Here is a 13280-nt window from a genome sequence, read left to right as displayed (position 1 = left end):
CCGCCCGGACCGCACCACCCGTACGTCTCCATCCCCTACGCACGAGGAGCGCCCATGGCGCAGCAGGAGCGAGCCGAGCGGACGCGCCGGGCTCTGATCAACGGTGCCGCCAAGGCCATCGACCTCTACGGCTACGAAGGGGCCTCGCTCGCCGTCATCTGCACCGCCGCAGGAGTGACCAAGGGCGCCTTGATGTACCACTTCCCCGCCAAGGACGACCTGGTCAGAGCCGTGCGCACCGAAGCCCGGCAGTCGATCGTGGGCGCCCTGGGCGCGGTACCGCACCGCGGGATCCGGCCCTTGCAGGCCGCCGTCGACATCACGCACGCGGTCGCCGGGCGGCTCGGGCACGACCCCGTCGTACGGGCGGGCGCCCGGCTGACCCGGGAGTTCGTGCACTACCCCGACGGCAGCGTCTCCTGGACCGACGCCGTCCGCGAGGAGCTGGCCGACGCCCTGGCCGGAGCGGCCGATCCCTGGGGGACGGCCGCGCAGCTCGTGTACTCACTGATCGGGATGGACGTGTGCCTGCGCGCGGAGGAGGACCGCCCGGGCCGTTCCTGCGGGCCGCTGCGCGGGCACCTGACCCGGCTGTGGCAGCTGATCCTGCCGGGGATCCTCGCGGCGCCGCAGGCCGTGGAGCTGTACCGGGCCGAGGGCTCGTCGCCGTACTGCGCCTTCGCGGCCGTCCCCGAACCCGTGCACCTCGGGCCGCGGGGGTGAGCGTGGACCGAGCAGGGGCGGTCGTGGCGACGAGCGCGCCCGATCCGCGTCCGCTGACCGGCGAGCCGCTCAGCCTGGACCTCCTCAACACCCTCTGGCACGACCGGTACGGCCGCTACGACCTGCTGGACTCCACCGCCGGCCTCGCGTGCTGGCTGGCCGGGTCCCGGGCGGCCGCCGCGTACGCCTGCGGCGAGCTGCGGGCCGACCGGACCACCCTGACCGCGGTCCGGGCCGCCCGCACCGCGCTGGCCGGTGTGGCCGGGCGCGCCGATGCGGGGCCGATGGCGCTCGACGCCTTCAACAGGCTGCTCGACGCGGGCCGGATCCGCCGGCTGCTCACGGCCACCGGGCCCGTCGAGCGGCTGGAGGCGCCCGACTCGGGCCGTCTGCTCGGGTACCTCGTGGCGGCGGATTACCTCCGGCTGCTCAGTACCGCGCGGGACCGGGTGCGCACGTGTGCCAACCCGACGTGTGGGCTGCGGTTCCACGACGTGAGTCGCAACGGCACCCGTCGGTGGTGCACGAGCACGGGGTGCGGGAACCGGGCGAAGGCGGCCCGCCACTACGCCCGCCGGACGGCCTCCGCTTCCTGACACCGGCCCCGGCCCGGCTGCGGGGTGTGCCGCTGCGCGGGGCGAAGTCCCCTACCCGCCCTTCCACCGTTCCCCGGGCTCTGCCCGGACCCGTTGCCGTGTGCGGCGCCGTTGCCGGGGGCCAGCCCCCGGACCCCCGCTCCTCAAACGCCGGAGGGGCTGGATAAACCCAGCCTCGCCGGCGTTTGAGGCGCGGGGTCCGGGGCGGAGCCCCGGGGAACGGTGGAAGGGCGGGTAGGGGACAGGTCCGCGCAGCCGTGGTGCCGTCTGGTGCCATCTGACGCCACTGTGGCGCGCGATGGCGTCATGGCTCTGACCAGCAAGTTTACGTGTGGCGGCACCACCGCGTGGTGAAGTGGTGCCACATTGGCTCGACATGGCGCCATCGCTGTGCCATGCTGTGCGACATGGACCTCACGCCCTACGTCACCACCCTCCGCCAAGAGCTCGCCGTCGCCGCCGAGGCCGGCGGCGACGAAGCCCGCAAGCTGGCCGAGAGGCTCACCGCTCCCCTGGAGTCGGCCACCCGGCTGACCCTGCTCAACGTGCTCTCCGCCGCGATGGACGAGATCACCCGTGAACTCGCCCCCGGATCGGTCGACGTACGGCTGCGGGGGCTCGACCCCGAGTTCGTGGTGACGGTGCCGGCCGGCGAGAGCCACGCCCCCGCGGAGCCGGCCTCCGCCGCTCCGTTCGCCGAACCGCTCGCGCCGCACGCAGTCGCCGAGGGCGACGAGGGCGGCACCGCCCGCGTCAACCTGCGTCTGCCGGCCCACCTGAAGGCCCGCGCCGAGGAGGCCGCGAGCCGCGAGGGGCTGTCGGTCAACGCCTGGCTGGTGCGCGCCGTATCGGCCGCGGTCGACGGCGGCGCCCGGCCCCGTACGGCGGAGAAGTCCCAGAGCGTGGGGCAGAGCTTCACCGGCTGGGTCCGCTAGCCCGGCTCCCCCATCGCGTCGCACCGCACCGCATCAGTTCGCCCACACCACGTCCCACCAGCGGGGACGCCCGGAAGACCCAAGAGGACGGGACAGTCATGCCTTCTTTCGACACCTCCGAAGCGATCTCGGTCACCGCACACGTGGAGGCCGGTTCCATCCAGTTCACCGCGGGCGACCGCCGCGACACCGTCGTGGCGGTGCAGCCCCGGGACCCGAAGCGCGACAAGGACGTACGGACCGCCGAGCAGACCGAGGTCACGTTCGCGGGCGGCGTGCTGACCGTCAGGACGCCCAAGTCCAACCCGTTCGGCAAGCCCGGCATCGTCGACGTGACGGTGGACCTGCCCACGGGTTCGCACGTCGACACGACCGGCTCCTGGACCCAGGTGCTCGGCGAGGGCCGGCTCGGCGAGGTCCGGGTGAAGACCTCGTCCGGCGACGTCCGCCTCGACACGACCGGCCCGCTCAAGCTGACCGCGTCGCACGGCTCGATCACCGTGGACCGGGCCGAGGGCGCGACCGAGATCACCACCAGCTCCGGCAGCCTGCGCCTCGGCTTCGTCGACGGCCCCGCCGTCCTGAAGAACTCGCACGGCACCACGACCGTCGGCGCCGCCATCGGCGAGCTGCGGGTGAGCGGTGCCAACGGTGACATCGAGATCCGGCGGGCCGAGGACTCGGTCACCGCCAAGACCGCCCACGGAACCCTGCGGGTGGGCGAAGTCGCCCGCGGCACCGTGGAGCTGGAGACCTCCTACGGGGCCATCGAGGTCGGCGTCCGCGAGGGTACGGCCGCCTGGCTCGACGTCAGCTCGGGCTCCGGCCAGGTGCGCAACGCGCTCACCGCGTCCGGGAGCCCGGAGGAGAGCGCGGACACCGTCAAGGTCCGCGCCCGGACGAAGTACGGCAACATCGACGTCCGTCGCGCCCTGGCCTCCGGCGCCTGACCAGCCCGTTCTTCCCCTTCGCGCCACCTTCCCCCGTCACTTCAGCCTTCGAATGGAGGGCCTCATGCCTTCTTCTGTCATGCCCACATCACGTCGGGGAGACGGTCACCCGTCTCCGGCGGCCGTCTCCGCCGTCGGTCTGCGCAAGTCCTACGGGGACAAGACCGTCCTCGACGGCATCGATCTGAGCATCCCGGCCGGTTCCGTGTTCGCACTGCTCGGCCCCAACGGCGCCGGCAAGACCACCGTCGTGAAGATCCTGTCCACGCTCATCGCCGCCGACGGCGGACAGGCGCAGGTCGCGGGCCACGACATCGCGGCCTCGCCGGGCGGGGTGCGGGCGGCGATCGGGGTGACCGGGCAGTTCTCGGCCGTCGATGGGCTGATCACCGGTGAGGAGAACATGCTCCTCATGGCGGACCTGCACCACCTGTCCAAGCGGGAGGGGCGGCGGATCACCGCCGAGCTGCTGGCCCGCTTCGACCTCACCGACGCGGCGAAGAAGCCGGCGTCGACCTACTCCGGCGGCATGAAGCGCCGGCTCGACATCGCCATGACGCTGGTGGGTGATCCGCGGATCATCTTCCTCGACGAGCCGACCACCGGTCTGGACCCGCGCTCCCGCCACACCATGTGGCAGATCATCCGCGGGCTCGTCTCCGGCGGCGTGACGGTCTTCCTCACCACGCAGTACTTGGAGGAGGCCGATCAGCTCGCGGACCGGATCGCCGTGCTGAACGACGGCAGGATCGCCGCCGAGGGGAGCGCGGAGGAGTTGAAGCGGCTGATCCCGGGAGGCCACGTACGCCTGCGGTTCTCCGACCCGGCCGCCTACCGGGCCGCGGTGGCCGCGCTCGGCGAGGTCACCCGGGACGACGAGGCGCTGGCGCTGCAGATTCCCAGTGACGGCAGCCAGCGCGCGCTCGGTTCCCTCCTCGGCCGGCTGGACTCGGCCGGCATCGAGGCGGACGAACTCACCGTGCACACCCCCGACCTCGACGACGTGTTCTTCGCCCTCACCGCCTCCACCCACCAGACCAAGGAAGACGTCCGATGAGCTCTCTCTCCTTCGCCGTCCGCGACTCGGCCACGATGCTGCGCCGCAACCTCCTGCACGCGCGGCGCTATCCGTCCCTCACCCTGAACCTGCTGCTCACGCCGGTCATGCTGCTCCTGCTCTTCGTCTACATCTTCGGCGACGTGATGAGCGCCGGTCTGGGGGACGGCGGCGGGGGCCGGTCCGAGTACCTCGCCTACCTCGTCCCCGGCATCCTGATGCTGACCATCGGCGGCACCACGATCGGCAGCGCGGTGTCCGTCGCCACGGACATGACCGAGGGCATCATCGCCCGCTTCCGCACGATGCCCATCCACCGCGGATCGGTGCTCATCGGGCACGTCGTCGGCAGCGTGATCCAGTGCGTGATGAGCGTGGTCCTCGTGGGCGCCGTCGCCGTGGCGATCGGCTTCCGGTCCACGGACGCCACCGCCGTGGAATGGCTCCTGGCGCTGGGCCTGCTGGCGCTCGTCTCCCTCGCGCTCACCTGGATCGCCGTCGGGATGGGGCTGACCAGCCCGAACGCCGAGGCGGCCAGCAACAACGCGATGCCGCTGATGATCCTGCCGCTGCTGTCCAGCGCCTTCGTGCCGGTCGACGCGATGCCGGGCTGGTTCCAGCCGGTCGCCGAGTACCAGCCCTTCACCCCGGCCATCGAAACCCTGCGCGGGCTGCTGCTCGGCACCGAGATCGGCAACAGCGGGTGGATCGCGGTCGCCTGGTGCCTGGGCCTGGCCGGGCTCGGCTACTTCTGGTCCAAGTCCCTGTTCCAGCGCGACCCGAAGTAGCAGTTGACCGTAGTGGCTAATGCCATTAGCTTAAAGGCAACAGGGATTAGCCATCACTTCCGGGGGGCAGGTCATGACGGAGTTTCTGAGCACCGACGGCGGGCGGCTCGCGTACGAGGTCACGGGCGAAGGCCCGCTGGTCGTGCTCGCGCACGGCATGGGCGACAACCGCGCGGCCTACCGCGAGACCGCCGCCCTCCTCGTCGCCGCCGGATACCGCGTCGCCTCCACCGACCTGCGCGGACACGGGGAATCGAGCACCGGCTGGGCCTCGTACACCCGTACCGACGTGGCGGGCGACCTGCTCGGCCTGATCCGGCACCTCGGCGGCCCGGCCGTCATCGTCGGCCACTCCTTCGCCGGCGGCGCCGCCACCATCGCGGCGGCGCAGGAGCCCGAGCTGGTCGACGCCATCGTCGAGATCAGCCCGTTCACCAGGGCGCAGAAGATCGACTTCGGCGCCCTCGGCTCCAACCCCCGCTACCGCAAGGGCATGCTCCTGCTGCTCGGCACCGGCATCCTGCGCAGCACGGGCCTGTGGAAGCGCTACCTCGACCACGCCTACCCGGGCACCCGCCCCGCCGGTCACGCCGCCCACCTCGCGGCGCTCGACGCCGACCTGGGGCGGCCGGGCAGGATGGCCGTCGTCGCAAAGATGGGGATGTCCGCCCCCACCGACGCGGGCGCCCGCCTCGGCGACGTCCGGTGCCCCGCGCTGATCGTCGAGGGCGACCTCGACTGCGACTGGGCCGACCCGGCCGCCGAGGGCGCGGCCATCGTCGCCGAACTGCCCGCCGGGCGCGGCCGCCTCGTCACGATCGAGGGCGCGGGGCACTACGCCCACGCACAGTTCCCCGCCGAGACCGCCGCGGCCATCGTGTCCTTCCTGAAGGAGACCGCCCGTGCCTAGGGCCTCGCTCTCGGCCGCCGCGGTGGTCGACGTGGCGCTGCACCTCGTCGATGCGGAGGGGCCGGCGGGCCTGACCCTGTCGGCGGTGGCGGGCCGGGCGGGCGTGGCGACCCCTTCCCTCTACAAGCACGTGCGCAGCCTCGCCGAGCTCCGCGACCTCCTGTCGGCGCGGATCATGAACGAGATGGCGGACGAGATCGGCGTGGCCGTCATCGGCCGTTCCGCCGACGAGGCGATCCGCGCGTTCATGACGGCCTGGCGCAGCTACGCCCTGCGCCACCCGCACCGGTACGCGGCCCTGCTGCACAGCCCCGAGCTGCGGACGGCCGAAGCCGGGGAGCGCCTCATCACCATCCTCTTCGCCACCCTGCGGGCGTACGGCCTGGAGGACTCCGCGGCCATCCACGCGGCCCGCTGCCTGCGCGCGACCGCCCACGGCTTCGTCTCCCTCGAAACCGGCGGCGGTTTCGCCCTGCCCGAGGGCCTGGACGAGAGCTACGCCCTCCTGGCGCACATGGTCGTCACGGGCCTGCGCACGCCCTCCGCCTAGCCTCGGCCTAGCCTCCGCCTAGGAGGCCGAGCGGCGGCGGGGCGGCTGCTCGCACTCCACGAACTTCGCGAGGCGACCCTCCACCAGCAGGGTCAGGGCCTCCACGAACGGTTCCCGCAGCCCCTCGGGCAGGGCGGAGAGCACGCTCTCGTGCGTGGTCGAGACGACCTCGTCCGACCGGGCGAGCAGGGCCCGCCCCTTGTCGGTGACTGCGATGATCCTGGCCCGCCGGTCCACCGGGGAGGGCGTGCGGACCGCGAGGCCCTCCTTCTCCAGCTTGTCGGTGATGACGACCATCGTGGTCTTGTCCAGGCCGACCGAGTCCGCGATCTGACTCTGCGTGAACTCGCCCTCCAGCGCCCGGTGCAGCACGCAGTGCGCACGCGGCGTCGCGCCGACTTCGGCGAGGTTCGCCGTCATCTCGGGGCGAACTCCCATGCCCGTGCCCGCCCTTGATTCCCCCAGAGCGCGCTGGACGGCGTTCTCGGTGCTCTGCTCCATGCAGCTGATGATCGTGATCGACATCAGCATCGTGACCGTGGCGCTGAGCTCCATCCAGCGCGACCTGGGGTTCGACCAGGCCCGCCTGGCCTGGGTCACCAACGCCTACACCGTGGGCTTCGGCGGCCTGCTGCTGCTCTCGGGCCGGGTCGGTGATCTCCTCGGACGCAAGCGGCTGTTCATCGGCGGCGTCGTCCTCTCACCCTCGCCTCGGCGGCCTGCGGCCTGTCCGGAACGCAGGAGATGCTGATCGCGATGCGCTTCCTGCAGGGCGCCGGCGCCGCCATGGGCGCGATCGGCTTCGCCGCAGCGGGCGGCGCCTCCCTCGGCATCCTGATCAGCGGTCTGCTCACCCAAGGGGCCGGCTGGCACTGGGTCTTCTACGTCAACGTCCCGATCGGCGCGGCCGCGGCGCTGCTCGCCGCACGCCTGATCCCCGACGACAAGGGCCCCGGCCTCGGCGCCGGCGTCGACCTCCTGGGCGCGGCCCTGGTCACCACGGGCATGATGCTGGGCGTCTACGCCCTCGCCACCGGTTCCGAGCACGGCTGGGGCTCCGCCCGCACGCTCGGCTTCGGCCTCGGCGCGATCCTGATCGTGAGCCTGCTGGGGGTGGCCGCGGCCCTGCTGGCGGCCGCGCGCGTCCCCGAAGACCCCGGCTACCTGCGGGACCTGCTGCCCGTGATGCTGGTGCTCGGCTTCTCCGCCGGCCTGGCCATGCCCGCGGTGATGACGCTGTCGATGTCCGTAGGGGACCCGCGGGACGCGGGCGCCGCCTCCGGTCTCTCCGGCACCTCCGGAATGATCGGAGACTCCCTCGGCATCGCGGCCATGGCCGCGATCGCCGCCTCCTCCGCAGGCAGGGCCCTCGCCGACGGCGAAAGCGCCGCCTCCGCGGCCACCGACGGCTTCCGGCTCGTCTTCGCCGTCGCCGCCGGCCTGGTCCTCGCGGCCGCCGCGGTCGGCTGGTTCGTCCTGCCGGCGGCCCGGCCGGTGCCGCCGGGCGAAGGCGCCCCTTCGGGGCCGCCCCGGCGCGCGCCCGAAGCCGTGGCCTCCTGACCGGCCGCCGTCCGCGAGTGCCCGTACGTCCCTCCAGTCCGTTCCCCGCTTCGTCCCGCCTGCCCAAGGAGCTCCCATGACCACGAACACCCGCCTCGCCGCCACCTCCTCCGCCACCGCCTCCACCTGGCGGCCCCGGCTCCTGACCGTCCTGGGGGCCGCGGCCGGAGCCGCCGTCCTCTTCCTCGCCGGCAAGGCCGGTGGCATCGACCTCGCCGTCGACCAGCGCGACGGCAAGGGACCGGTCGACCTCGCCCTCGGCAGCTTCATCGGCTCCGCCGCGGGCGCCGCCCTGCTCGGCTGGGCCCTGCTCGCCCTGCTGGAGAGGTTCGCCCCGGCCGCGGCCCGGAAGATCTGGACCGCCGTCGCCTCCGTGGTGCTCCTCGCCTCCGTGGCCCTGCCGTTCGGCGTCGAGGCCACCAGTGGTACGAAGATCCTCCTGGCGCTCGCCCACCTCGCCGTCGGCCTCGTCGTCCTCCTCGGTCTGCGCCGCGATGCGCACCCGGCCCGGGGCTGACGGAGCCGCGGATCCACCCGTTCAAGCCGTCCGCAGGTCGAGACACTGGTGCTGGAATATCAACGGAGTGTAAAATAGAGGGTGTTCGTTTTGTTTCCCGATGGAAGTTAGGCACATGGCTGAGCGGAAGAGAGAGCGCGTCCCGCAGAACCGCGCGATCCAGACCAAGGCGACCATCCTGCGGGCGGCCGCCGAGGTCTTCGACGAGTTCGGGTTCAGTGGTGCCAGCATCAGCAAGATCATGAAGCGGGCCGACGTCACCCAGGGCGGGATGTACTTCCACTTCGCCTCGAAGGAGGAGCTCGCCTACGCCGTCATGGTCGGCCAGGGCGAGGGTCTGGAGTTCCCGGCCGGGGAGGACGGGCTGCAGCGTCTGGTGGACATCACGCTCTACCTCGCCGACCAGCTCCGGCACAATCCGGTGCTGCGGGCCGGGGTGCGGCTGGCCGTGGAGCAGGGGGAATTCGGCCTCCGCGACGACGTCGCCTACCAGGCCTGGGTGCTCGAATTCCGCCAGCAGCTGCGCTTCGCCCGCGCGAAGGGCGAGCTCCAGCCGGACGTGGACGACCACGAGCTGGCCTGGATCCTGGTCAGCTCCTTCACCGGGGCGCAGCTCTTCTCCCAGATGTCGACCGGGCGGGCCGACCTCCCGCAGCGGATCGCCTCGCTCTGGCGCTACCTCCTGCCGGCCGTCGCCACCGAAGAGGCCCGCCGCGCGCTGCGGCTGACCCTGCCGGAGGCGGAGGCGGGCGCCCCGGAGAAAACCGAACGACCCCTATGACGTGATCTTGCTCAGGGAGGGCGGGGCGGACGGGGCAGACGGGGCGGGCGCCCCGGGCGCGGCCTGCCGGTCTTCGCGGTGGTTCACCGCATCGGCCACCTCGGACATCTCCTTCCGCAGGTCGAAGGCCTTCCGGGTGCCCTCCAGCCCCAAGCCGTCGTGGTCGTCCAGCAGATGCTTGCGCGCGAAGTTCTTCGGGTCGAGGTCCCGGAACTCGAAGTCCTCGAACTCCGGCCCCAGCCCGGACCGGATGTCGGCCTTGGCGCTGTCCGCGTAGGCGCGGACCTTCCGGATGACGCCGGTGACGTCCTGGATCATCTTCGGCAGTTTCTCCGGGCCGAAGACGAGGACCGCGAGGATCACGAGGGTGATCAGTTCGAGGGCGCCGATGTCGTTGAACACCTTGTCAGCTCCTTGGTGAGTGCGGCCCGGCCGCCGTGGCGCTCACAGGCCACGGCGGCCGGCCCCGTTCCGGCGGGGTCATTCCCCCCGGGCGGTTTCCGGGTCCTGCGGGGCCGGATCGCCGAGCAGGGCGGTCAGTTCCGTGCGCAGCCGGTCCACGTCCCCGGCGTGGCCGTGGGCGGCGACGTGGCCGTCGGGGCGGATGAGGTAGTACCCCTGCCGGCGGCATCCGGTCAGCCCCCGGGCGGTGCCCGCGGCGATGTCGGCCATCCGCACCTGGGGCCGGTCCGCGATCAGGGCGGACAGCTCCCGGCGCCATTGCGGTGCCTCGTCGCGGCAGACGGCCAGGAGCGTCCAGCGGGTGGGATCGGCGGCGGGGCCCGCGATCCGGTGCGGTACGGCCAGCTCCCTGGGGAAGACCGCGCCGACGCGCACGACGGGGCGTACGCCGGGAAGTGACTGGCAGGCGGCGCGGCCACCGGGCACCTGGGTGGGGCGCACCGGGGGATAGGCGAGCCGGCGCCCGGCCATGACCGGGGCGTAGGCGCGGGAGAACAGCCCCGTGCGGCCCGCGAGCCGGAACGCGGCGTCGCGCAGGGCCACCTTGGCGGGCTCGCGCACCATCCAGGCGCGGGTCTGGATGTCGGTGTCGCGCACGACGCGCTCGGCCACGGCGGCGCGTTCGGGTCCGTAGGTGAGCAGCAGGCCGGACGGTGCCTCGCCGCGCACCACGGCGGCGATCTTCCAGGCGAGGTTGTGGGCGTCCTGGAGACCGGTGTTCAGGCCCTGGCCGCCGGCCGGGCTGTGCACGTGGGCGGCGTCGCCGGCGATGAACACCCGGCCGAGCTGGAAGTCGTTGGCGTGGCGGGCGTGGACCCGGAAGACGCTCTCCCAGACCGGTTCGGTGATGCGGACGCCCTGGGGACCGCGCTCGTCCACGATGCTCTGCATCTTCTCCACGCTGACCTGCTCCCCGGGGGCCAGGCTGGAGAAGAAGCGGAAGACGCCGTCGGGGAGCGCGACGATGACCAGGGCGCCCGCGGGCGACTGGTAGTACAGCGCCTGGTCCGGCGGCAGGAACCCCTCGATCCTGGCGTCCACCAGGGCGAAGGCGGTCTCGTAGGTGGAGCCGGTGAACCCGGTGCCCAGCTGGGTCCGCACCGCGCTGCCCGCGCCGTCGGTGCCGATGACGAACGGGGCGCGGGTGCGCTCGATGCGGCCGTCGGCGTGTTCGAGGACCGCGGTGACCCCGTCGACGGCGTCGATGCGGCCGGAGAAGTCCAGGGAGTTGAAGGCGAGCAGCCGTACGCCGTGCTCGACCTTGCCGCCGAGCTCGTGCAGGCGCTCGCGCAGGACGCGTTCGGTCTCGTTCTGCGGCAGGCACAGCGGGCTGAGCGGCTGGGGGAAGTCGAAGGTCGCGAGGCGTTCCCGGTCGGAGTAGTAGCTGAAGGCGTTGATCTGCAGCCCGGCCTCGCGCAGTCGGGGGAGGACGCCGAGGTCCTCGAACAGGTCGAAGCTGCGCGGCCAGACCAGCAGCGCCTTGGGGAAGGGGGAGGGCTCGGGCGCGCGGTCGACGATCCGGACGCGGATGCCGCGCCGGAGCAGCTCGCAGGCGGCCATCATGCCCGTCGGTCCGCCGCCCACGATCAGCACGTCGTACGCCGGCCAGGGCTCCTCTATGTCCTTGCGGCTTGCGGTGCTCGGCATGGCGACTCTCCTTCGGTACCGGGGGATTGGTGGTAAGTGATCTTCATGTTCTCCTATTGACGGTACCTGTAAGATCTCTTACAGTCCATCGAGATAGGATATTGTTTTGCCTGCCGAACAGAGAGAAAGAGGGGGCATGAGCACCCAGACCGACGCCCGACCGCCGGTGCCGGCGCCGGCGCAGCGCAAGGAGACGAGCGGCGCGCCCACGCTGATCGCGGTCGCGCTCGCCAGCATCCTGCTGCCGCTCGCGGTCACCGCGCCGGCGGTCGCCCTGCCCGACCTCACGGTCGACCTCGGAGCCAGCGTCGCCGCCGGCCAGTGGGTGCAGAACGCCTACGGAGTCACCTTCGCGGCCTGCATGCTGGCCGCCGGCTCGCTCGCCGACCGCTTCGGCCGCCGTCGCATCCTGGCCATCGGCGCCGTCGTCTTCATGTCGATGTCGGCCGTGTCCGCACTGTCCACGAGCATCGTGCTGCTGGACATCGCCCGCGCCCTGCAGGGCATCGGCGCCGCAGGCGTCCTCACCAGCGGCGCCGCGATCATGGCCGCGTCCTTCGAGGGCCGAAAGCGCACCCAGGCCTTCGGCGTGCTCGGCGCCTCGTTCGGTGCCGGCCTCGCCCTCGGCCCGATCCTGGGCGGAGCACTGGTCAACCTGGCCGGCTGGCGTACGGTGTTCTGGCTGAACGTCGTGGTCGGCATCGTCGCGCTGACCCTGATGTCGAAGATCAAGGAGTCCCGCGACCCCAACGCCACCACGGTCGACTGGGGCGGCCTGGTCACCTTCAGCGGCAGCCTGTTCTTCCTCGCCCTGGCCTTCGTCGAGGGCGGCGCGAGCGGCTGGCTGACGGCGCCGACCCTGGGCTCGCTCGCCGGGTTCGTGCTGTTCATGGCCGCCTTCGTGCTGGTCGAACTCCGCGTCGCCCGCCCGATGTTCGACCTGTCGCTGTTCCGCAACCCGACCTTCGTCGTGGTCGTCTGCCAGCCCTTCACCATCACCTTCGGCTTCGTCGTGCTGCTGACCTTCCTGCCGCCGTACTTCAACGGGGTCGGCGGCGCGGGCAACACCATGTCCGGCGCACTGCTGCTGCCGCTGACCCTGCCCGTCTTCATCCTGCCGCTGGTCGTCGGCCGGACGGTCGCGGGCCGGGTCTCCTCCCGGGTCCTGCTCACCGCCAGCTCCCTGCTGATCACCGTCGGCTCGCTGTGGCTCGTCGTCCTGGAACCGGGTCAGCCCTGGTACGAGATCGCGGGCCCGCTCCTGGTCTTCGGACTCGGCGTGGGTTCCGCCTTCGGAGCCATGGACAACGCGGCCGTCAGCGTGGTCCCGGTGGAGCGGGCCGGCATGGCCTCCGGCATCTTCAACACCATGCGCATCGCCGGCGAGTCCGTCGCGATCGCCTCCGCCGGCGGCTTCCTGGCCTCCCTCACCCGCAGTGACCTGGCCGAACGTGCCCCCGAACTCGCCGACCGGGCCCAGAGCCTGGCCGGCGAGGCCACCCAGGGCCGCCTCGACGAGACCCTCGCCGGCATCGCACCCTCGCAGCGCGCCGACGCCCTGGAGGCCGTCACGGCGAGCCTCACCTCCAGCATGCACATCGCCTTCTTCGCCCTGGCCGCCCTCGCCCTGGCCGGCGCGATCGTCACCTTCCTGGTCATCAAGGACCGGGAACTCACCGACGCCACCGGCTGAGCCCGCAGGCGTCGCTCCCTACCGGGAGTGCCCCGTGCCGCGCAGTTCCCCCGCTGAAGCCGCCGGGCACTCCCCCCCTTCCGTCTCACGAACGCCGCGCGCCGCCCCGAG

16 protein-coding genes are annotated in these 13280 nt (G+C 72.4%); 13 read left to right on the top strand and 3 right to left on the bottom strand.

The features are described from left to right. The first annotated feature begins 54 nt into the window (after window positions 1-54). The 8 genes from OG898_RS35855 to OG898_RS35820 all read left to right on the top strand — a co-directional run bounded on the left by OG898_RS35855 (window position 55) and on the right by OG898_RS35820 (window position 6509). Window positions 55-723, top strand: a complete 669-nt coding sequence (locus OG898_RS35855) for a TetR/AcrR family transcriptional regulator (RefSeq protein WP_266962953.1) — start codon at window positions 55-57, stop codon at window positions 721-723. 23 nt (window positions 724-746) lie between these two features. After that, a complete protein-coding gene (locus OG898_RS35850) occupies window positions 747-1319 on the top strand; it encodes a CGNR zinc finger domain-containing protein (RefSeq protein ID WP_250744299.1) in 573 nt (190 codons plus the stop codon). 407 nt (window positions 1320-1726) lie between these two features. Then, complete coding sequence (locus OG898_RS35845; RefSeq protein WP_266962951.1) at window positions 1727-2254, top strand: toxin-antitoxin system HicB family antitoxin; 528 nt, start codon at window positions 1727-1729, stop codon at window positions 2252-2254. Window positions 2255-2352: 98 nt separating this feature from the next. After that, window positions 2353-3204 carry a DUF4097 family beta strand repeat-containing protein gene (locus tag OG898_RS35840; protein WP_250744297.1) on the top strand — a complete coding sequence of 284 codons (852 nt, stop codon included), beginning with the start codon at window positions 2353-2355 and terminating at the stop codon, window positions 3202-3204. A gap of 79 nt (window positions 3205-3283) precedes the next feature. Next, the gene (locus OG898_RS35835) at window positions 3284-4261 is read left to right on the top strand and encodes an ATP-binding cassette domain-containing protein (RefSeq protein WP_266962949.1); all 978 of its coding nucleotides are present in this window, start codon (window positions 3284-3286) and stop codon (window positions 4259-4261) included. Next, window positions 4258-5049 (top strand): ABC transporter permease, encoded by a 792-nt coding sequence (locus OG898_RS35830; RefSeq protein WP_250744295.1) that lies wholly within the window; start codon window positions 4258-4260, stop codon window positions 5047-5049. The genes OG898_RS35835 and OG898_RS35830 overlap by 4 nt, the downstream gene beginning before the upstream one ends. 73 nt (window positions 5050-5122) lie before the next feature. After that, window positions 5123-5959 (top strand): alpha/beta fold hydrolase, encoded by an 837-nt coding sequence (locus tag OG898_RS35825; RefSeq protein WP_250744294.1) that lies wholly within the window; start codon window positions 5123-5125, stop codon window positions 5957-5959. After that, window positions 5952-6509 (top strand): TetR/AcrR family transcriptional regulator, encoded by a 558-nt coding sequence (locus OG898_RS35820; protein ID WP_266962948.1) that lies wholly within the window; start codon window positions 5952-5954, stop codon window positions 6507-6509. Before OG898_RS35825 ends, OG898_RS35820 begins: the two co-directional genes overlap by 8 nt. 18 nt (window positions 6510-6527) lie before the next feature. Here OG898_RS35820 and OG898_RS35815 read toward each other — a convergent pair whose 3' ends face one another. Continuing rightward, entirely contained in the window at window positions 6528-7010 is a 483-nt protein-coding gene (locus tag OG898_RS35815) for a MarR family winged helix-turn-helix transcriptional regulator (protein WP_266962946.1), read from the bottom strand. On the opposite strand from OG898_RS35815, the gene OG898_RS35810 reads away from it, so the two are divergent. The 4 genes from OG898_RS35810 to OG898_RS35795 all read left to right on the top strand — a co-directional run bounded on the left by OG898_RS35810 (window position 7009) and on the right by OG898_RS35795 (window position 9367). Further along, window positions 7009-7260: an MFS transporter gene (locus OG898_RS35810; protein WP_266962944.1), complete on the top strand. Its 252-nt coding sequence runs from the start codon at window positions 7009-7011 to the stop codon at window positions 7258-7260. The two genes, OG898_RS35815 and OG898_RS35810, sit on opposite strands and share 2 nt — an antisense overlap. 5 nt (window positions 7261-7265) lie before the next feature. Then, entirely contained in the window at window positions 7266-8069 is an 804-nt protein-coding gene (locus tag OG898_RS35805; RefSeq protein WP_266962942.1) for a hypothetical protein, read from the top strand. 76 nt (window positions 8070-8145) lie between these two features. Then, complete coding sequence (locus OG898_RS35800; RefSeq protein WP_266962940.1) at window positions 8146-8586, top strand: DUF6069 family protein; 441 nt, start codon at window positions 8146-8148, stop codon at window positions 8584-8586. 115 nt (window positions 8587-8701) lie between these two features. After that, the gene (locus tag OG898_RS35795; protein ID WP_266962938.1) at window positions 8702-9367 is read left to right on the top strand and encodes a ScbR family autoregulator-binding transcription factor; all 666 of its coding nucleotides are present in this window, start codon (window positions 8702-8704) and stop codon (window positions 9365-9367) included. Here OG898_RS35795 and OG898_RS35790 read toward each other — a convergent pair. After that, complete coding sequence (locus tag OG898_RS35790; protein WP_266962936.1) at window positions 9362-9769, bottom strand: sec-independent translocase; 408 nt, start codon at window positions 9767-9769, stop codon at window positions 9362-9364. The genes OG898_RS35795 and OG898_RS35790 overlap by 6 nt on opposite strands. Window positions 9770-9847: 78 nt before the next feature. Beyond that, window positions 9848-11476, bottom strand: coding sequence for an FAD-dependent monooxygenase (locus OG898_RS35785; RefSeq protein ID WP_266962933.1), 1629 nt, complete (start codon window positions 11474-11476; stop codon window positions 9848-9850). Between the two features lie 136 nt (window positions 11477-11612). On the opposite strand from OG898_RS35785, the gene OG898_RS35780 reads away from it, so the two are divergent. Next, window positions 11613-13169: an MFS transporter gene (locus tag OG898_RS35780; protein WP_250744285.1), complete on the top strand. Its 1557-nt coding sequence runs from the start codon at window positions 11613-11615 to the stop codon at window positions 13167-13169. Window positions 13170-13280: the final 111 nt, after the last annotated feature.

Source organism: Streptomyces sp. NBC_00193 (assembly GCF_026342735.1).
Lineage (GTDB): Bacteria > Actinomycetota > Actinomycetes > Streptomycetales > Streptomycetaceae > Streptomyces > Streptomyces stoeckheimensis.
The sequence above is the reverse complement of the archived record's forward strand: the minus strand, read 5'-3'. Positions and strand labels throughout refer to the sequence as shown.